Origin of the sequence: Methylosinus trichosporium OB3b (assembly GCF_002752655.1) — a bacterium.
Taxonomy (GTDB): domain Bacteria; phylum Pseudomonadota; class Alphaproteobacteria; order Rhizobiales; family Beijerinckiaceae; genus Methylosinus; species Methylosinus trichosporium.
Map to the genome: position 1 here is coordinate 1124872 of NZ_CP023737.1, position 18780 is coordinate 1143651.

The following is an 18780-nucleotide window of genomic DNA, read 5'->3' on the forward strand; positions in this document are numbered from 1 at the left end:
CAAAGCAAGAGAAGAAGCTCGTCCGCGCCAAAGGGTTTGCGCCCGCTTCGCGTGCGCCGGCCCGGACCTCGGCGAAATTTTACGCGGGGCGCCTGCAATTCAGGCGGACGGGCTCGCGGTGGCGATTCGGGCCGCCGCCCGCATTTCGTCGAAGCGCCGGGCGCGGCGGGCCAGCGCCTCTTCATCCGCGCCCCAGGCCCGCATCTGATGGTCCTCGTCGACATGGGCCGCCGCCCAGGCGGCGTCGAGCTCGAGCTCGCGCAGGGCGACCGCCAGCGCGATGATGCAGGAGCCGGTCAACGTGGTCATCGCATGCAGGGCCGCGAGGCGGAACGGCGCGCCGGCGTCCGCGCCCGCATAGTCTCGCACGGCTCTCGCCACGGCCTCCGTCACCTGCGGCGGCTGCGCGACGAAAACGATTCCTTCGGTCGAGGCCAGAGGCGCGCCGAGGCGGTCTCTGGCGAAGGCGAGCAGCGGGTCCCACGCCTCGGCCTGCGCCGCGGCGAGCCCTTCCGGCTCGCCGGCCCGATAGCTGACGAGATCGGAGCCGGCGTATTTGACGATGTCGGCCGCCACCTCGTCCATGCGCTCGGCAACCCCGTCGATGCAAGAATTCACGAGCCGCGTCAAAGGCATGGTGACCGGGTCGAGACGCTCGCCCTGCCCTGCCCATTCGGCTGCGAGCGCCGTGCTCAGCTCTCGCCAGGGCGTCGCCAGCGGCCGGCGCGCCGGCGTCTTCACACTTTTGCCGTCGAGCAGCACGGCGAAGCCGTGGCCGCTCTCGCCGACCTCCGCCGTCTCATAGAATCGCTTGGGCAGATCGGGACGCACGGCCTGGGCGGCGATGCGCAGCGGGTTGCGCTCCGCATCGGCGACGAACAGGCCATCGGTGAAATTGTCGTTGTCGGCGGCCATGCGGCGCTCCTTTCGCGGCGGGTCAGGCGTCCGGCGCCGACATTATGGGGTCTTGCCGCGAGGCGTCGAAGCCGAACACGTCCCAGCTCGTCTGCATATGCGCCGGCAGCGGCGCGGTCACGTCGAGCGTTCCGCCCTTGGGATTAGGCAGAATGAGGCGGCGCGCCAGAAGGTGCAGCTTGCGCTCCAACCCCTCGGGCATGGCGCGCATGGGATCGCGCCGGCGCACCTCGTCCTCGGGCCTGTGGCCATATTTGGGATCGCCGAAGATCGGGCAGGCGATCGCCTCGGCATGGGCGCGCAGCTGATGGGTGCGGCCGGTGAGCGGCTTCATCGACAGCCAGGCGCAGCGCGGCGCCGCCTTCTCGACGATCGCATAATAAGTGAGCGAGTGCTGTGCGCCCTCGTCGCCGTGCCGCGCCACCCGCATTTTTTCGCGCGCGTCGGCGGCTTCGCGGCGCTCGGAGCCGGGCCGCGGCGGACGGTCGTCGCCCATTGCGGCGCCCTTGGCGAGATAGAGCGAAACGCGGCCCTGCGCGGGCTTGGGCACGCCCTCGACCAGGGCCCAATAGATTTTCTTCGCCTGGCGTGAGCGAAAAATTTCACCGAGATCGGCCGCCGTCCGCCTGTTCTTCGCGATGAGCAGCACGCCGGAGGTGTCGCGGTCCAGCCGATGCACCAGCACCGGGCGCGTGTCGCCCTTCGCCAGCGATTCGAGCATTCCGTCGATATGGCGCGTCATGCCGGAGCCGCCCTGCACGGCGAGGCCATAGGGCTTGTTCAGGACCAGCAGGCTCGCATCCTCATAGAGGGTCATATCGGCGAGGGCGCGCGCATCCTCCGGCGAGGCGCGCAGAATTGTCGGCGCGGCGGCGGCCGCCTCGAGCTTCAGCGGCGGCACCCTGATCTTCTGATCCTGCTCCAGCCGAGTCGCGGTGTCGACGCGCTTGCCGTCGACGCGCACCTCGCCCTTGCGGCAGATTTTGGCGAGATGAGACAGAGCGAGCGCCGGGAAGCGCCGCTTGAACCAGCGGTCGAGCCGCAGGCCCGCCTCATCCTCGGTGACGGTGAGCGTCTGCACCGGCGAGGCGGACGGCGAGCCGGGGGAAGTCACGGTCACGACAGCGCCCTCATGATCGACAGGCCGAGAAACAGCGCCAAAATGGCGAGCCCGACTGAGCCGGTGACATAGAGCCAAGCCTGGATGATGTCGCCTCGCTCCACGAGATTGGCCGCGTCCAGCGAGAAGGCGGAGAAAGTGGTGTAGCCCCCGAGCAGGCCGGTGGTCAAAAACAGCCGCAGCGACTGCGACCAGCCATGACCCGCCTTGAAGGCGAGATAGCCCACCGCCAGCCCCATGGCGAAGCAGCCGGTGACATTGACGATAAATATTCCCCAGGGAAAATGATCGCCGAGCGCGCGCGTGCAGAACGAGTTGACCAAATGTCGCAGCAGACCGCCGAGGCCGGCGCCGACAAAGATGAGGAGAATGCGCATAGGGCTCTTTTAGCTCAGCCGCGTCGCTTCGTCACTGCCGAGACGGCCGACCGCCATGCGACACGTCGCTCTCGCGTCGATTGGCTTCAAATTGAGGCGAGCGGATTCAAGACCGGTTTACTCGCGTGCCGCCATGATAGAGTCCCGATCGTTCCCGGCGCGCGGCATGTGACGCTCGCGCCCGGAGCAGCAGGATCGGAATCGAGTGGAGATCGCGCCGACCGGCCCACTGGTCGGTGGGATCCATTTCGCGCTCCGGCCCATCTGCGGCCGGCGTGCGCCGCGCATGTGGAGCGACGGCCGTGCGAAAGTCGAGTTTGAGCCCTTGGCGGGAGCCCGGGAGCGTGGCGAAGGCGTCCGCCGAGCCGCGTTTTAAGGGCCGCTTCACCGCGCCCGACCGGCGCGATTATTTCTGCCGCGCGATCGACATGTCGGCGGAGGTCGTGGCTTTGCGCTGCGACTATGCGCCGGATGTCGGCGCGCGCATCGTTCTTCATCTCGAGCGCTGGGGCAAATTCGAGGGCGCGGTGATTCGGGTGTTCGCCGGCGGCTTCACCGTCGGCCTCGAGGTCGCCGACCGCGGCCGCGCCCATGTCGCGATGCAGCTCGCCTGGCTATCGCGCCATGCGGCGGGGGCGGCGTTCCGCTCGCATGAGCGGCTGACGCCGCGGCGACGCTTCATCACTTTCACGGTGCAAGGCGTCACTCTGCCCTGCGAGGTCCTCGACCTCTCCCGCAGCGGCGCCTTGTTGCGCACCGAGGTGAAGGTTCCCGACGGCGCCGCGGTGACGCTCGGGCGCAAGACGATCGCCGAGGTCGCCCGCCAGACTGACCAGGGCTTCGCGGTGCGCTTCCGCCGCCTGCTGCCGCTCGAGCGCTTCGACGAGGATATCGAGCTTTGAGTGATCGGAGGGCCTGCTACACGGTCCGGAGCTTGCTTGAGGTCTGCGTCATCGAATAAGGAGCGGGCCTCGAAGGCTCGTGGTCCAGAGGCCGAGCTTGGACCGCGAGCCCCAAGCTTGCTCTCGCACCACCGGGAAGATCTTGTCCATCTCCATCCGGCGGCTCGGCCGCGCCGACGCCGCCTCGTTCCACGCGCTGCGGCTCGAGGGCTTCCGCCTGCATGAGCGCGAGTTCCGCTTCGCGCCCGAGGACGAGGCCGGCCTCTCGCTCGAAGAGGTCGCTGCGCGGCTCGAGCACGACGCCGTTTTCGGCGCTTTCGACGGCGACGCTCTCGTCGGCGTCGCCGGTCTCGCCTTCTCCACCGGCGCGAAGACCCGGCACAAGGCGCTCGTCTGGGGCATGTATCTGCGCGAAGCCTATCGCGGCGCGGGCGTCGCCGATCGGCTGATGTCGGCGCTGATGGGCGAGGCGCGCGGGCGCGTCGAGATGGTGACTTTGACGGTCATCGCCGGCAATGCGCGCGCGCAGCGGGTTTATGAGCGATGGGGCTTTGCGACTTATGGCGCCGAGCCCCGAGCCGTGCGCACGGCGGCGGGCGAATATCTCGACGAGGCGCTGATGGCGCTGCGGCTCGACTGAGCGCCGCCTTCAGATCAGCTTCAGCCCCTTGAGGCTCGAGTGGCCGTTGCGGCCGACGATCAGATGATCATGCACGGCGATGCCGAAGGGCTGCGCGATGGCGATGATGTCGAGCGTCATGCGCACATCGGCGGTCGAGGGCGTCGGATCGCCGGAGGGGTGATTATGCGCGAGAATCAGCGCCGTGGAGCCGAGCTCCAGCGCCCGGCGCACCACCTCGCGCGGATAGACCGGCGTGTGGTCGACCGTGCCGACGCCCTGCACCTCGTCGGCGATCAGCGCATTGCGCTTGTCGAGGAAGAGGATGCGGAACTCCTCCCGCTCGGCATAGGCCATGGCGGTGCGGCAATAATCGAGGACGTCCATGAAGGAGGAGAGCGCCGGCCGCTTCTGCAGCGCGCCGCGCGCGAGGCGCCGCGCCGCCGCCTCGATGAGCTTGATCTCGCAGATCGCCGCTTCGCCGAGCCCCTCGATCTCGCGCAGCCGCTCCGGCCGCGCCGCCACTGCCTCGGAATAGGAGCCGAATCGCGCGATCAGCGCCTTGGCCAGCGGCTTGACGTCGCGCCGCGCGATGGCGCGGAACAGGACCAGCTCCAGGAGCTCATAATCGGCGAGCGCGGCGTCGCCCGCTTCCAGAAAGCGCTCGCGCAGCCGCTGCCGGTGCCCGTGAAAATGGGGAGCCTCCTCGCGCAGGCCGGCCCCCGCTTTGGCCTTGGGCGCAGCCGGGTCGGTCATGAGGCGCTGGCGGACCCTGTCGGATGGTCGAGCCCCGCGGGCGAAGCCGTGAAGATCTCGACGCCCGTCTCGGTGACGCCGAGCGAATGCTCGAACTGCGCCGAGAGCGAGCGGTCGCGGGTGACGGCGGTCCAGCCGTCCGAGAGAATCTTCACCTGCGGACGGCCGAGATTGATCATCGGCTCGATGGTGAAGAACATGCCGGGACGCAGCTCCACGCCCTGGCCGGCGACGCCGTAATGCAGAATATTGGGCTCGTCGTGGAACAGCCGGCCGAGCCCATGGCCGCAGAAGTCGCGCACGACCGAGCAGCGCTCCGCCTCGGCGAAGCGCTGGATGGCGGCGCCGATGTCGCCGGTGGTGGCGCCGGGCTTGACCGCGGCGATGCCGAGCATCAGCGCCTCATAGGTGACGTCGATGAGGCGCTGAGCGCGGCGTGGAATCTCGCCGACCGCGAACATGCGGCTCGAATCGCCGTGCCACCCATCGACGATCAGCGTCACGTCGAGATTGACGATATCGCCCTCGCGCAGCGGCTTGTCGTCCGGAATGCCGTGACAGACGACGTGATTGATCGAGGTGCAGATCGACTTGCGATAGCCGCGATAGTCGAGCGGCGCCGGATAGGCCCCGTGCGAGATGGCGAAGTCGAAGACGAGATCGTCGAGCGCCTTGGTGGTGACGCCGGGACGCACATGCGGCACGAGCATGTCCAGCGCCTCGGCGTTCAGCCGGCCGGCGCGGCGCATGCCCTCGAAATCCTCGGGTCCATGGAGCTTGATCTGGCCGCTCCGCCGTCCGGAGCCCGCGAGGCGGGACTCGACGAAGGTCATGAATGTCTCTCTCATCGGGTTTCAGGGTCGACGCTGCTTATAAGTTAAGCTGCTGACCACGCAAAGCAAGAAGCTTTCGCGGCGCCTCCCCCTCCCCGAGCGCGCCCGGCGCCGACATCCCTCTGTCACGAGCGTGACTTAGAGGCCCGACCGGCTGGGCCTTCGCCGCTACCGCGGACGAATGCGCCGGCGCTCACGAAACCGAGCGCCGGATCGCCGCTGTGCGGCTTCCGGCGCGCGATGGGGGGAAATATTCGATGCACGCGAAACGCTTTTCGATCACGCTCGCGGCGGCTCTGCTCGCCGCCGGCGTCTCGGCGACGGCGGCCGAGAAGGTCATCACGCCGCAAATCGTCAATTCGAGCAAGACCACGATCGCCGTGTTCGGCGATTGGCCCTACAACACCAATCTGCTGAACAACGCCAATCTGCTGCTCGATTCGATCAATTCGGATCCCGACGTGAAACTCGTGATGCATGTCGGCGACATTCACTCGGGCAGCGCGCCCTGCACCAGCGCCGACATCCTGCCGCCGATCCAGACGTCTGTTCCCGGCTGGAACCAGCAGATCTACGCCATTTTCCAGAAGTTCCACGCGCCGGTCGTCTATACGCCAGGCGACAATGAGTGGACCGATTGTCACAAGACCAAGGCCGGCGCCGCCGGCGATCCGCTCAAGGAGCTCGACAGCATCCGCTCCCTGTTCTTTGCTCGTCCGGGCCATACTCTCGGCCTCGCCGACCGGGAAGTGTTCAGCCAAGCCGATTATGCGTCCGTTCCGGCCGACGCCGCCTATGTCGAGAACCTGATCTGGATGGACGCCAAGACGGTGTTCGTTACGCTCAACCTGCCCGGCTCGAACAATGACGGCTTGAAGTGGGGCACGTTCGAGAATCTCGAGGCGCGCAAGGCCGAGGTTAAGGCTCGCACCGCCGCCGACACGCGCTGGCTGCAGGCCGCCTTCCGTCTCGCCAACAAGGAGAAGGCGACCGGCGTGGTGATCGGCGTCCAGGCCGACATGTGGGATCTCTCAGCTGTCGCGGCCGGCGGAGACGGGCTCAATCATTATACGACTCTGGTCAAGGAGCTCGCCCGGTTGACGCTGGCCTTCAACAAGCCCGTGCTGCTCATCAACGGCGATTCCCACGTCTATGGGACCGATCATCCGCTCGCCAATCCGACCAGCCTGCACGGCAAAATCCACAACGCGGCGCCGACGCCCAATCTGACCCGCGTCACGGTTCAGGGCTCGACCACCAAGCCGGCCGAGTGGCTGAAGCTGACGATCGATCCGAGCAAGTCCATGCCGTTCAGCTGGGTGAACGTGCCCTTTTGCATCGACCCGCTCGGGGCCTGCCAGTAACCGCCGGGCCTAAATGACGGGCGCGCCCGTCTCAGCCGTTCGGCGTCGGCCGAAACGAATCAGGGCGGGCCCGCCGCCAGTCGCCGGCGAGACGCGGATCGATCTCGCCGGCGAGAAACGCTCCCGGCGCCGGCGTCGGATAGAGATCCGCGAAGCTCGCGATTTCGCGCATCGACAACCGCCGGCAGAAATGCTCCGGGCCGAACTCGCTCGGATGATCGAGCCCCGCCGCGGCGGCGAGCTCCCCGAGCGCGACCAGCGTCGCCCGATGAAAATTGCGCACGCGCTCGGCCTTGTCGGAGACGACCAGCGCGCGGCCGCGGCTCGCATCCTGCGTCGCGACGCCGGTCGGACAATGGCCCGTATGGCAGGACTGCGATTGAATGCAGCCGAGCGCGAACATGAAGCCGCGCGCGCTATTGCACCAATCGGCGCCGAGCGCCAGCGCCCGCGCCATGTCGAAAGCGGTGACGATCTGACCGGCGACGCCGATGCGGACGGAATCGCGCGCGCCGATCCCGATCAGCGCGTGATGCAGGAGGGCGAGGCCCTCGCGCATCGGCATGCCGATATGATCCATGAACTCCATCGGCGCCGAGCCGGTGCCGCCCTCCTTGCCGTCGACGACGATGAAATCGGGCGCGAGCTTCGTCTCCACCATCGCCTTGCAGATGGCGAAGAGCTCGGAAGGCTGGCCGACGCAGAGCTTGAAGCCGACGGGCTTGCCGCCCGAGAGCGCGCGCAGCCGCGCGAGAAACTGCAGCAATTCGATCGGCGTCGAAAAGGCCGAATGCGTCGCCGGCGACACGCAATCCTCGCCCTGCGGAACGCCGCGGATGCGCGCGATCTCCTCCGTGACCTTCGCGCCCGGCAGCACCCCGCCATGGCCGGGCTTGGCGCCCTGGCTCAATTTCACCTCGATCATCTTGATCTGCTCGCTCGACGCTACGGCGGCGAATTTATCCGGATCGAAAAGTCCCTCGCGCGTGCGGCAGCCGAAATAGCCCGAGGCGATCTGCCAGACGATGTCGCCGCCGGCCTCCTGGTGATAGGGGCTGAAGCCCCCTTCGCCCGTGTCCAGCGCGAAGCCGCCCTTGCGCGCGCCGAGAGCGAGCGCGCGAATGGCGTTGGCGCCGAGCGCGCCGAAGCTCATCGCGGAGATGTTCAGAAACGACATGTCATAAGGCTGCGCGCAAGCCGCGCCGACGCGCGTGCGGAAAGGCTCATGCGACACGGGCCGCGCCGCGATGGAGTGGCGCAGCCATTCATAGCCTTCCGCATAGACGTCGACCTCGGTCCCGAAAGGCCGCTTATCGACATTCATCTTGGCGCGCTGATAGACGATGGCGCGTCGATCGCGGCTGAAGGGACGGCCGTCCTTATTGTCCTCGAAGAAATATTGCCGCAGCTCCGGCCGAATGGTCTCGAGCAGAAAGCGCAGATGCCCGCTGATCGGATAGCCGCGCAGAATGGCGTGCTCCGTCTGCAGGAGATCGCGCAGACCGAGCGCGCACGAGCCGCCGAAAGCCAGCATCGGCGCGAACCAGGGGCTCCCCCATTCGCCGCGCGCCGCGACCGCGCAGCCGAAGAAGCCGATGACGCAGAGGGTGAGGACGACGAGGCGCGGCGTGAAGGGCAGAAGCAGCAGGCGTGTCAGTCGCATCGAGTCACCGGGAACGAGGTCTCGCGGCTCGATAGATAAGCGTCGCGCCCGGAGCGAGGCAAGAGCGCGGCGATTCGACGACTGTCGTCGCGCCCGCCGGCGCCGCAAAAGCGTTCAATGCACAGCTTAAATAGCGCTTGATCCACAGCTATGGCTTATGCATTATCATTACGAGACGCGTGCGTGTAAAGACTATCAGGAGCTGCGTAGCGTGGAACTGAAAAGAATCGTTGCGTCTGTCGCTGCGTATTCGCTTTTTTGCCCGCTCGGCGCCGGCTCGGCGATCGCCGCCGAGCCCTCGGCGGCAAAATCGGCGGGCGCCGCGTCGCCGCCGATGTGGACGGGCTTTCACGCCGGGCTCAACGGCGGCTATGGCTGGTCGAGCGACACCAAGGCGCAATTAACGGTGACGCCGCTGGAGCCGCCCCTCCTCTATGTTCCGCCCGACCGCGTGCCGCCGTCCGACAACTTCGCGCGCGACGCCACGCGCAGCATCGCGCGCAGCGCCTCCGGCGCCTTCATCGGCGGCTTGCAGCTCGGCTATGATTGGGCCTTCGGCGAAAGATATGTCGTCGGCGTGGAAGCGGATTTTCAGGGAAGCGTCGGCGGACACGGCGAAGCGACCACCTATTCGCCGTCGACGGTGTTCGTCACCGCCAACCAGCTCGATTATCTCGGCACATTGCGCGGCAGGCTGGGCGTTCTGGCGACGCCCTCTCTGCTCGTCTATGGAACGGCGGGCGCCGCTTATGGCGGCCCGGCGACGCGGACGCAGATCACGCAGCCGGGCGCCGGCGTCTTCGGAGGATATGGCGAGAGCCAGACCGACCGCACGCGGCTCGGCTGGGCGGCGGGCGCCGGCGTCGAATGGATGTTCGATCCGAAATGGTCGCTGAAGGCCGAATATCTCCATTACGACCTCGGCTCCATCGGCGGCCACACGCTCTATGGCATGGCGGGCGGAATGGCGCTTTCCGTCGGCGATCCGCTCGCCGACCCGGTCATTCCTTACGCCTATCTCGCCGGCCGGCCGCGAACCCCGATAAACGGACATATTCTTCGCGCCGGCGTCAATTATCATTTCGACGGCGACCCCTCGTCGCTGCTGCGCCCGATCGAGCAGCTCGACACGCTGGCGCAGCGCTTTCTGAAGCCCGACGAGGCGCGCCCCTTCGCCGCGCCCATGCGCGGCGCGAAGACGTCGGCCGATGCGCCGACCAATGCGAAGTCAAGCTATTATGTGGCGACGCGGGCCTATCGGCTCGAGCCGGCGCCGGATATTCCATCCTATGTCCGCAATCTCTCGAAGATTTACGAGGAATTCGAGGGCCTGGACTGGCTCGACATCGGTTTCGACAATCGCGTGCGCTTCGAAAGTCGCAAGAATGATTATCGTCCCTGGACCGATCTATGGGCGGCGGCCACCCCGACACAGAAGCGCCGCTATCTGCCCAACTCGCCCTGGCTCTCGCGCACGCGCCTCTATTTGGGCGTGCATGACATTCTCGACCCGTTCCGCTTCGCCTTCGAGGTCCAGGATTCGCGCGTCTTGAACAATCTGTATCAGCTGCAAGGCAACGACATCGACACGGCCGATCTGATCACCGGCTATGGCGAGCTGCATTTCAAGGACATGTTCGGCGCGGACGATCGCGGCAATGCGCGTCCGTTGTTCGTGCGCGCCGGACGTTTTCATTTCGAGCTGCTCGACAAGCGCCTCATCGCCGAGAACGAATTTCGCAACACGACGAACTCCTTCGACGGCTTCCGCCTCAAGATCGGCAAGCAGGAGAATGACTGGGACGTCGACAGCTTCCTGATGCGGCCCGTCAATCGCGATCCTTATAATTTCGACCGTCCCGACTGGCAGAACTGGATCTATGGCACGGTCGTCAGCATTCGCCGCTGGTCGGAATATGCGATTTTGCAGCCCTATTTTCTCGGCCGCAAGCAATATGCCGATCCGTCGAGCACGACGGCGTCCCTCCGCGTGCATCGCGAGACGCTCGCGCCCGGCCTTCGCGTCTATGGCGTGCTCGGCGATTTCGACTATGACATGGATGTGAACAAGCAGTTCGGCGAGGTCGGCGAGTTCCATACCCCGGGCGTCGAGACGACGGTGCAGCAGGACGCGCTCGCCTATGCGTTCGAGGTCGGCTACACATTTCCCGATCACCCGTGGAAGCCGCGCGTCAGCGCCAATTACGCCTATGGAACCGGCAATAAGAATCTCTACGACAACGCCAATCAGACCTTCGACATTTTCTACGGCTTCAATCAGCCGTTCTCGCGCAATGACTATTTCGCCTGGAACAACATACGCGCGCCGAAGGTGCGCCTCGAATTCTCGCCGGCCAAGGATCTGCAGATCGATTCCGCTTTCGGCGCCTTCTGGCTCGCCAGCGCCGTCTCGCCATGGGATCGCGCCAATCTCTCCGCATCCCTCGGCGATCGCGGCACATTCGTCGGCACGGAGGTCGATGTGCGGCTGCGCTACAAGCTGTCGCGCTTCGTCAATCTCTCGGCGAGCTATTCGCGCTTCTGGCCCGGCAGCTTCACGACCAGCTTCGCGCCGCCCTTCGAGCAGCAGCCCTTCTATCCTCTGACCATCTCGGGAGAGACCAGCACCACCAACGGCCTGACCGCGCGGCCGACCGACTTCTTCTATCTAGAGATGAGCACCAACGCCTTCGGCGATGGAACGCCGATCACCGGCAATCCCGCGCTGGAGCTGATGGGTCTCGCGCGAGAGCCGGACAAGCAGCCGAAGGCGCCGCCGCCGAGCTGGCAGGACATCTATGTCGGCGTCAATCTCGGCGGCGCCTTTGCGAATGCGCGCACATCGGTCGCAACGGCGCCGACCTCCTCCGCTGCGCCGAGCGCGCCGGTGGCGGCCGCCTCGGCGATTCCGTCCGGCGATGTGGGTCTCGCCGGCTTCGTCGGCGGCTTTCAGATCGGCGGAAACCAGAAGCTGAACGCTCGTTTCGTCGCCGGCCTCGAGGCCGATCTTCGCGGCTCCTTCGGCAATTCCGGCTCGCGCTCGCAATTTGGGACCAGCACGTCGATCGGCAACACGTTTCTGAGCTTCGGGCAGACCACGGTGCGGCTCAATTATCTCGGCACGATAAGGCCGCGGCTCGGCTATCTCGTGACGCCGGATGTGCAGCTCTACGCCACCGGCGGACTGGCCTTCGCCGGCCTCACCTCCAGCGCCGAGATGGTGACCGATCGCGTCGGCGGCATCACGACGACGGTCGGCGATCCGCTCTACCAGGACACGCGCCTCGGCTGGACCGCGGGAGGCGGCGTCGAATGGGCGCTCGCCCCGAACTGGACCGCCAAGGCCGAATATCTCCATTATGACCTCGGCCAGATTCGCGTGCGAACCGACGTCGCCCACCCCGCCGGCTTCTACAGTTTCGCCGCGCTCGGCGAGACACAGCTCGACGGACATCTGCTTCAGTTCGGCGTCAATCGCCACTTCGATTGGCCGGTCAAAAACTAGACGTTCGAAAACAGGGGTCATTGCGAGCGCAGCGAAGCAATCTAGAGCCATATGGGGCGGCCCCTGGATTTGCTTCGGCGCTTCGCTCCTCGCAGATGACGGTGCCCCGAACGTTGCGGCTTCTCGTGGATGCAAGTCGAAACTAGGAGCGATCCTTCAGGCTCGCTTCACGGCGCCGCGCGCTTGCGCGCATAGGTGACCGCCATCGTCACCGAGATTTCCTTGGGCGGAGGCGCGAAAGGCGAGCACAGCTGCACGGTTTTCAGCGCGCTCGCATCGAGCTCCGCCTTGCCGCTGCTCTCGACGATCTTCAGCGTTTGCGCCTGCATGGCTCCATCGGCCATGATCCTGAAGGAGACGGTCGCGACCCCCTGCATTCCAGCGCGCCGCCCTTCCTTCGGATAGACCAGCTTCGACTGAATCTTCTTGGAGAGCCCGCGCACATAGCTGCGCAGCTCGTCCATCTGCCGCTCGGCGCTGCGCTCGATCGTCTGCGCGCTCTGCTGCTGCTCGCCGCCCTGGATTCGAGCCGATCCGGGCGCTCCCGCCGGCGCGCTCGAGCTCGCGCCGCCCGCCTCCTTCTGCTTGCTCGGCGCGGGCAGCGCGTCGGCGGTCTCGTGCTGCGGCTCAGCGGTCTCCTGCTCCTCGACAGCCTCGGCGCGACGGCGATTCTGGTCTTCATCGGCGCCGTCGCCGCCATTGTTCTGCTGCTGGTTCTGCTCTTCCGCCTGCACATCGGAGTCGGCGCCCTGAAATTCGACCACGAGCGTCTCGTCGATGGGAGGCCCGGCGCCTTCGAGCGCCAGGAGGAGGAGCAGCGCCGCGCCCGCGTGCAGGGCGCAGGAAACGAGCAGCCCGTGAACGAGCGTGAAATTCGACTTTCGCATCATGAGCCCGCGCGGACGCCTATTTCCGCGCGCTTTCGGTCTGCACGGCGACCTTGGTGATCTTCAATCGCTTGAGAACATCGGCCACATCGACGAAGCTCTGAAAGCGGATGGAGCGATCGGCGCGGATCAGGACGCCATTCTGCGCCGTCGTGGCCGAGAGCTGCTGCTCGAGCGCGTCCTTCGACACGGCCTTGCCCTCGAGAAAGATTTGCCCTTCGCCCGAAATCTCGATGATCGTGTCCTTGCGCTTCTCGATATCGGCCTTGGTCACCTGCGGCAGCGACACGGGAATGCGCCCGGAGGAGATGAAGCTCGCCGTTGTCAGCACGATCGTCAGCAGCACCAGCATGATGTCGACGAGCGGGACGACGTTGATCGACTCGAAGGATTTGTCATCCATTATCGATCTCCCAGCGCAGGGTCAGCACCTTGATGTGACGCTGAAGCGTGTTGTAGGCGGTCACCGAGACAAGCGCGACGACGAGGCCGGCGGCGGTCGCCTTCAAGGCGAGTCCGAGGCTGCTCATGATCCGGCTCGCATCCGCCGTTCCGTCGACTCCCATCGTGTAGAAGGTCAGCATGATGCCGAGGACGGTGCCGAGCAGTCCGATATAGGGAGCATTGGCGGCCACCAGCGCGACAATGAAAATCCGCTTCGTCAACGCCAGCTCCAGCATTTTTGCATTTTCGAAGCCGTCGAGACGAATGGATCGAAAGAAGAAGAGTCGCTCTAGCACAATGGCGACAACGACGACGCTGAGTGCGAGAAGTAGTCCGAGAATGCCGAAATCGATCAGGCCGGACGCCCATTCCATATTCATCGACGTGATTCCTTTCTGTTTCGAATTCAATAAGTGACGCCGAGCTGCACCAGCCCCTTCGTATATTGGTCGTAGCTCGGCGCGACCGTGCGCCAGCCCAGCGAATGCGCGACCTGGGCCTTGAAGAACAGGCTGCGCGCCGGCGAAGATTCGACACCGGTCAAATCATAGGTCGCGTAATATCCGGCGCCGATGTCGCTCAATGGCGAGAAGGCGCGCTGCGTGAATGTGTAGCCGGGATGCTCGAGCCATATGGCGCCGAAATCGGAAAAGACGCCGAAGGAGTGGCGATAATTGTCGACGGTGGGCAAGGCGTAGCGCAGCTCCGGCGTGGTGACGACGCCGCTGTCGCCCGCGAGACCTTCGTTGAAAGAGCGCACGCCGAACACGCCGGTCAACCCCAGCTTCTCGCTCGAATCGAGGTTGCGTCCGATGGCCTTTTGCGCACGCAGAAGAAAGGACAGCGACAGATCCGAGGTCAGCGCCAGCGTCGAATTGAAGCTCAAATTGATCCTGCCATAGGCGCCGGCGGTGTCGATCCCGGCCTTGTTGGCTATGCGCTCGGCGGAATCGGGAAAGCGCAGCACGCCGCCCGAAGCCGAGAGGCTCGTGTCGGCGACGAAGGGCAGGTCGAACACCGAACCGAGCATGTCATGGGTCACGCCGATGGTTCCGACCTCGATGTAGCGGCGCGCCAGCGAGATGTCGAACACTCTGTCGTCGAGATATTTGTGCGTGAAGTTCGAGAACAGATAGATGCTCTCCTCGCGCATCCGTTTCCACGGATAGACGATGTTGATCGAAAATCCGTTGGCCTCGCCGGTCGCGCGCGAATCGCGATAAACGCCGCCGAGCTTGTAAGTCGTCTCGAAGAAGCTCACCTCGCCGCGCAATCCGCCATAGGTCGGAGGCGGCGCATAAGCGAGGCGGCCATTCACCAGGCCGCCGGTCTCCGAGACGATTCCGAAAGCGGTCAGGCGGTCGCCATATCCTGTTGGAGAATTCAGCGTGAAGGAGCCGCTGGTGCGAATGCGGCCCGTATAGGGCGAGCCGAAATTATCGCCGAGCACATAGCCCTCGATCCGCCGCGCCTCGGGCGGGCTGAAGATGAGATCGGACGTTTCCGGCCGCTGCCCCGGCGCGATCGCGATGCGCGGGGCGCCGGCGCCGGCGAGATCGGCGTCGAGCAGCATGGCGCGCTCGAGCTCTTCCCTGCGGATATAGGGCGAGCCCGCCAGCGCGCGATCGATGACATTCTGCTGATAATCGCTGCGCACGAGCGATTTATTGTCGATCGTGACCTCGCCGTAGCTCCCCGCGATCACTTTCAGAGTGAGCTCGCCCTTGCGCGCGTCCTGCTCGGGCACATAGGTCTTTGCGACCACATAGCCCTTTGTTCGGTAGAGATGGGTGATCTTGTCGGCGGCGTCATAAATCTCGCCGAGCGTCAGCTCGCGATTCTCATAAGACGACAGCGCCGTGCGAATCTCGTCGGCGCCGACGAGATCGGGGCCGTCGATCTTGATATGGCGCACGAGCAGCTTCTGATCCTCGGGCATTGTGAAGCGCGGCTCGGAGCTCTGCGGAACGGCGACATTGGGCTGCTCGGGGGGCGGCGCCTCGCGCCGCGCCTGCTCGGCGGAGCGAACCGCGTCGCCGAGACTATAAGGTGGGGGCGTCGGCGTCTGCGCCTGCGCGAAACTCAGCGGGACGAGGACGGTCGGACCGAAAACGCATGCGCGCACATAACGAGACATCATGACAGATCGCCTATGCTCCTTGGCGAATGTTCAGGGCTTCGGCTTGCCTGGGCCGCCGGGCTTCTCTTGCAGATCGAAGCGCTGGCCGTCGATCTCGATGCTGCGGATCGCCGCGCCATAGCCCGGGTCCTTCGGCTTGTGAGCCGTCGCCTTCGCCGCCGGTCGCGCGGCGCGATGCGACGTTTCGGACTGCGCTCCCGCTCGTCCCGCGGCGCCGAGCGACGCGCTCCGCGACGGCTTCGGGGTCTGCGCCCCCGGGGGCGGCTCGACTATGGTCATCTGATCGGCGAAGGACGCGTCGGAGAGCGCGGCGGTCGCAGCGGCGCCCGCAGCGGCGAGTCCCGCGCTCGGCGGCGCCGAGGCGGCGTTCTGCGTGTTGGTCGTTCCAATCGATGTGCCGATCTGCGCCACGGCGAGCCGCGTCTCGCCCGAGACGCCCGCGGCCACGTCGATCGACGCGCCCTTCGAGCCGACGCCGGTGACGCCGCTCAATCCGCTTCCGCCGAAGCCAGCGCCGGCGCTTTGTCCTGTTCCGCCGATGTCCCAGCTGTTGCCGCTGACCGAGATGATGTCCGTATTGAAGACATTGCCGATCAACCCGCCCGCGCCGCCGGGGAAGACGAACATGCCGGCGGTGACCGTTCCAGCCGCGAAGGAATCGGTGATCACGCCGCCATAGGCGTTGCCGACGAGGCCGCCGACGGCGTCGACCCAGCCGTCGTTGTAGATATTGGTGAAGGATTGCGCGCGCTGGATCACGCCGCCGGTTCCGTCGCTGGCGGTGTTGTTGACGCCGACGAGACCGCCTATGCCGGTCAGCGGCACGAAGAAGCCGCCGGAGCCGGCCGAGGGCGTGAACAGGCCGGCCTGATTGGTGAGGCTGATGTCGAGGCGCGAATAGGAATCGCTGATCGTCCCGCCGTCATTGACGCCGACGAGGCCGCCGATCCCCGTGTCGCCCAATGTCAGCCGGCTGTTCCAGGTCGCATTGATCCATCCAGTCGCATAGGAATTGCTGATCTCGCCGCCCGGCAGGCCGAAGCCGATATTCGTGTTGTTGCCGACCAATCCGCCGACATTGGCGCTATTGACCGTCGTGATCGATGCGTCGGCGTAAGAGTCGGAGATCGTCCCGCCATTGAGGCCGACCAAGCCGCCGATATAGAGGCTCTCGTCGAGCGACACCGTGAGGTCGTCATTCACGATCATCGGCGCGCCGGCGAAGATCGGACCCTTCGCATAGGATCGGGAGATGGAGCCGAAGAGTCCGTTCACGCCGACGAGCCCGCCGACGGCGCTGCGTCCATGCACTTCGATATTGCTGAACGAATCGACGATGGCTCCATTGTTGGTGACGACGAGGCCGCCGACATTGGCGACGCCATAGATGGCGCCGCCGTCGACATAAGCGTTTCTGATCACGCCGGAATTGTCGTAGACGAGCGCTGCGGCCGAGCCCTGCTGGGCGCCTGCGAGATAATCGCCCGCGAAAATGGAGGCGTTCACGACTCCGATATCGCGAATCGTCGCCGACGCGCCCGCAGTCCCGATCAGCGCATCCGACTGAAAGCCGTCGGGGTCCGATATGGTGAGATGGTCGATCTTGTGGCCGAGGCCGTCCAGCGCACCGTCCAGCGCAGCGATGACCGGGCCATGGAATACGACGCCGGAGGCGTCGATATCGCGTCCGAGCGCATAGAACCCTGCAGCGTCAGAATCGGGATCGGCCGAGAGGGCCGCGAGCTCGGCGAGCGTGTCGATGATCGCATAGCTCTGACCATTGATGGCGAGGCTCGCCTGCGCCCCGGTGAGCGAGATGGAACGGCCGGCGCCCAAGATGTAATCGCCAGCGAAATTCATCGCGAGACCGCCGCCGGCTCCGCTCGCAGCGACATCGGCGTCGATATTGATGTTGCGTCCGGCGTCGAGCGTGAGGCGCGTGTCCGCCGACCAGCTCACCGCGCTCTCGATGTCGATATCGCCCTCGCGGCCCGCGCCTGTGGAGCTGATGGAAATATTGCTCGACTGCAGCAGACGGCCGAGCTGCGCCCCGCCGACGACGCCGCCTTCGCCGATGACGACGCTCTGCGAGGCGATGGTCCAATCGCCATGCGCGCCGGAAGCGGCTTTCGTCGTCACGACAGCGTCCTTGGCGATCGTCACCTTGTCGCCGCGGGTCGCGATGGTCCCGCCGCGGCCGCCGCGCGGAGCCGATGCGTCGATGCGGCCGGCGACGCGCACGGAGCCGCCGACGGCGGTGAGCTTCACCGCGCCGGCCTTGGTCGCGCCGCCCGTCAGCCCGGCCATGGTGCGCGCCTGAATGACGCCGGTGTTGTTCACTTGCGCGGAGAGCAGCGCGTCGGCGGCGCGCGCCGTCATCACCACACGGCCGCCATCGGCCTTGATGGCGCCCTTGTTCTGCACGAGCGCATTGAGCGCGCCCTTGTCGACCGTCACGTCGAGCAGCGCGTCGCCGTCGAAATTGAGCGTGATCTTCTCCCCCGAGGCGAGCGCGACGGAACCGAGCGTCGCGGTGATGACGCCCTCGTTGGAGACGGTCTTGCCGAGCAGAGCGACAACGCCGCCCGAGCTCGCGCGAATGTTTCCGCGATTGATGACGGACGCCGTCGAAGCGCCCGAGAAGGCGTATTTCCCCGTGCTGAAATCGCGATTGGAAATGTCAAGCGTCGACGCGACCAGCCCCCCGACATCGACCTGCGCGCTCTTGGTGAAGAGCACTCCGGCCGAATTGACGATGAAGACTCTGCCATTGGCGTTCAAGGCGCCGGCGATGACGCTGCGCTCATTTCCGATGACCCGGTTGAGCGTCGCCGACAACGACGTCGGCTGATGGAAGTTCACCGTCTCGCCAACTGCGATCGAAAATCTCTGCCAGTCGATGATCGCCGTCGTCGTGCGCTGGTCGATGGTCGTCGTCTTCCCCGCCGAGACGATGTCGGCGTCGCCGGCGACGACATGCCCGCCGGTGGGATCGGCGAACGCGATCGAAGGAGCGGCGAGGAGACAGCCGAGAGCCGCGCCAATGGCGAGCCGACCTTCGAGGCGAGCGGCGCATGCATTCGACGTCGAGACGAGGCGCCGACCTTTCAGGCGAAAGACGAGAATATATCGCTTCACACCCCGAACTCCGCCACCACTCGAGCGCCTGCGACGATCGCTATATAAGCCCGCTCTGAATTGATATAACAGAGCTCTCATTCGGCGGAAAGATACGCCATCGCCCGGAATAGCGGC

At 65.8% G+C, this 18780-nt stretch carries 15 protein-coding genes; 4 read left to right on the plus strand and 11 right to left on the minus strand.

Annotation, left to right across the window (positions count from 1 at the left end):
- Positions 1–99 precede the first annotated feature (99 nt).
- Genes CQW49_RS05360 through crcB form a run of 3 tightly spaced genes read right to left on the minus strand, consistent with a single transcriptional unit; the run spans position 100 to position 2412 of the window.
- A complete protein-coding gene (locus CQW49_RS05360) occupies positions 100–915 on the minus strand; it encodes an ATP12 family chaperone protein (protein ID WP_003608835.1) in 816 nt (271 codons plus the stop codon).
- Between the two features lie 22 nt (positions 916–937).
- Entirely contained in the window at positions 938–2035 is a 1098-nt protein-coding gene (locus CQW49_RS05365) for an RluA family pseudouridine synthase (RefSeq protein ID WP_003608833.1), read from the minus strand.
- Entirely contained in the window at positions 2032–2412 is a 381-nt protein-coding gene (gene crcB / locus CQW49_RS05370) for a fluoride efflux transporter CrcB (RefSeq protein ID WP_003608830.1), read from the minus strand. Before crcB ends, CQW49_RS05365 begins: the two co-directional genes overlap by 4 nt.
- Positions 2413–2756: 344 nt before the next feature.
- On the opposite strand from crcB, the gene CQW49_RS05375 reads away from it, so the two are divergent.
- Positions 2757–3314: a hypothetical protein gene (locus CQW49_RS05375; RefSeq protein WP_003608828.1), complete on the plus strand. Its 558-nt coding sequence runs from the start codon at positions 2757–2759 to the stop codon at positions 3312–3314.
- Between the two features lie 142 nt (positions 3315–3456).
- A complete protein-coding gene (locus CQW49_RS05380) occupies positions 3457–3954 on the plus strand; it encodes a GNAT family N-acetyltransferase (RefSeq protein WP_024749968.1) in 498 nt (165 codons plus the stop codon).
- Between the two features lie 9 nt (positions 3955–3963).
- Here the strand turns inward: CQW49_RS05380 and radC are convergent, their stop codons facing one another.
- Positions 3964–4689, minus strand: coding sequence for a RadC family protein (radC, locus tag CQW49_RS05385; protein WP_003608824.1), 726 nt, complete (start codon positions 4687–4689; stop codon positions 3964–3966).
- Entirely contained in the window at positions 4686–5522 is an 837-nt protein-coding gene (map, locus tag CQW49_RS05390; protein WP_003608822.1) for a type I methionyl aminopeptidase, read from the minus strand. Before map ends, radC begins: the two co-directional genes overlap by 4 nt.
- A gap of 257 nt (positions 5523–5779) precedes the next feature.
- Here map and CQW49_RS05395 point away from each other — a divergent pair, with 257 nt between their 5' ends.
- The gene (locus CQW49_RS05395; protein WP_003608820.1) at positions 5780–6886 is read left to right on the plus strand and encodes a metallophosphoesterase; all 1107 of its coding nucleotides are present in this window, start codon (positions 5780–5782) and stop codon (positions 6884–6886) included.
- 31 nt (positions 6887–6917) lie between these two features.
- On the opposite strand, the gene CQW49_RS05400 is transcribed toward CQW49_RS05395, so the two are convergent.
- A complete protein-coding gene (locus tag CQW49_RS05400; protein ID WP_003608819.1) occupies positions 6918–8549 on the minus strand; it encodes an FMN-binding glutamate synthase family protein in 1632 nt (543 codons plus the stop codon).
- Positions 8550–8760: 211 nt separating this feature from the next.
- On the opposite strand from CQW49_RS05400, the gene CQW49_RS05405 reads away from it, so the two are divergent.
- A complete protein-coding gene (locus CQW49_RS05405; protein WP_162150818.1) occupies positions 8761–12054 on the plus strand; it encodes an alginate export family protein in 3294 nt (1097 codons plus the stop codon).
- Between the two features lie 167 nt (positions 12055–12221).
- Here the strand turns inward: CQW49_RS05405 and CQW49_RS05410 are convergent, their stop codons facing one another.
- Genes CQW49_RS05410 through CQW49_RS05430 form a run of 5 tightly spaced genes read right to left on the minus strand, consistent with a single transcriptional unit; the run spans position 12222 to position 18663 of the window.
- Positions 12222–12944 carry an energy transducer TonB gene (locus CQW49_RS05410; protein WP_003608815.1) on the minus strand — a complete coding sequence of 241 codons (723 nt, stop codon included), beginning with the start codon at positions 12942–12944 and terminating at the stop codon, positions 12222–12224.
- A 16-nt stretch (positions 12945–12960) separates the two neighbouring features.
- Positions 12961–13344 carry an ExbD/TolR family protein gene (locus CQW49_RS05415; protein ID WP_003608813.1) on the minus strand — a complete coding sequence of 128 codons (384 nt, stop codon included), beginning with the start codon at positions 13342–13344 and terminating at the stop codon, positions 12961–12963.
- Positions 13337–13765 carry a TonB-system energizer ExbB gene (exbB, locus tag CQW49_RS05420; RefSeq protein WP_003608811.1) on the minus strand — a complete coding sequence of 143 codons (429 nt, stop codon included), beginning with the start codon at positions 13763–13765 and terminating at the stop codon, positions 13337–13339. Before exbB ends, CQW49_RS05415 begins: the two co-directional genes overlap by 8 nt.
- Positions 13766–13791: 26 nt before the next feature.
- Positions 13792–15525 carry a ShlB/FhaC/HecB family hemolysin secretion/activation protein gene (locus CQW49_RS05425; protein ID WP_003608809.1) on the minus strand — a complete coding sequence of 578 codons (1734 nt, stop codon included), beginning with the start codon at positions 15523–15525 and terminating at the stop codon, positions 13792–13794.
- 30 nt (positions 15526–15555) lie between these two features.
- Positions 15556–18663: a two-partner secretion domain-containing protein gene (locus tag CQW49_RS05430; protein WP_003608807.1), complete on the minus strand. Its 3108-nt coding sequence runs from the start codon at positions 18661–18663 to the stop codon at positions 15556–15558.
- Positions 18664–18780: the final 117 nt, after the last annotated feature.

Coding starts and splice junctions, on each gene's coding strand:
- map (WP_003608822.1), bottom strand. CDS start 5,522: ATGACCTTCGTCGAGTCCCGCCTCGCGGGCTCCGGACGGCGGAGCGGC.
- CQW49_RS05425 (WP_003608809.1), bottom strand. CDS start 15,525: ATGATGTCTCGTTATGTGCGCGCATGCGTTTTCGGTCCGACCGTCCTC.
- CQW49_RS05360 (WP_003608835.1), bottom strand. CDS start 915: ATGGCCGCCGACAACGACAATTTCACCGATGGCCTGTTCGTCGCCGAT.
- CQW49_RS05400 (WP_003608819.1), bottom strand. CDS start 8,549: ATGCGACTGACACGCCTGCTGCTTCTGCCCTTCACGCCGCGCCTCGTC.
- CQW49_RS05415 (WP_003608813.1), bottom strand. CDS start 13,344: ATGGATGACAAATCCTTCGAGTCGATCAACGTCGTCCCGCTCGTCGAC.
- crcB (WP_003608830.1), bottom strand. CDS start 2,412: ATGCGCATTCTCCTCATCTTTGTCGGCGCCGGCCTCGGCGGTCTGCTG.
- CQW49_RS05410 (WP_003608815.1), bottom strand. CDS start 12,944: ATGATGCGAAAGTCGAATTTCACGCTCGTTCACGGGCTGCTCGTTTCC.
- exbB (WP_003608811.1), bottom strand. CDS start 13,765: ATGAATATGGAATGGGCGTCCGGCCTGATCGATTTCGGCATTCTCGGA.
- CQW49_RS05395 (WP_003608820.1), top strand. CDS start 5,780: ATGCACGCGAAACGCTTTTCGATCACGCTCGCGGCGGCTCTGCTCGCC.
- radC (WP_003608824.1), bottom strand. CDS start 4,689: ATGACCGACCCGGCTGCGCCCAAGGCCAAAGCGGGGGCCGGCCTGCGC.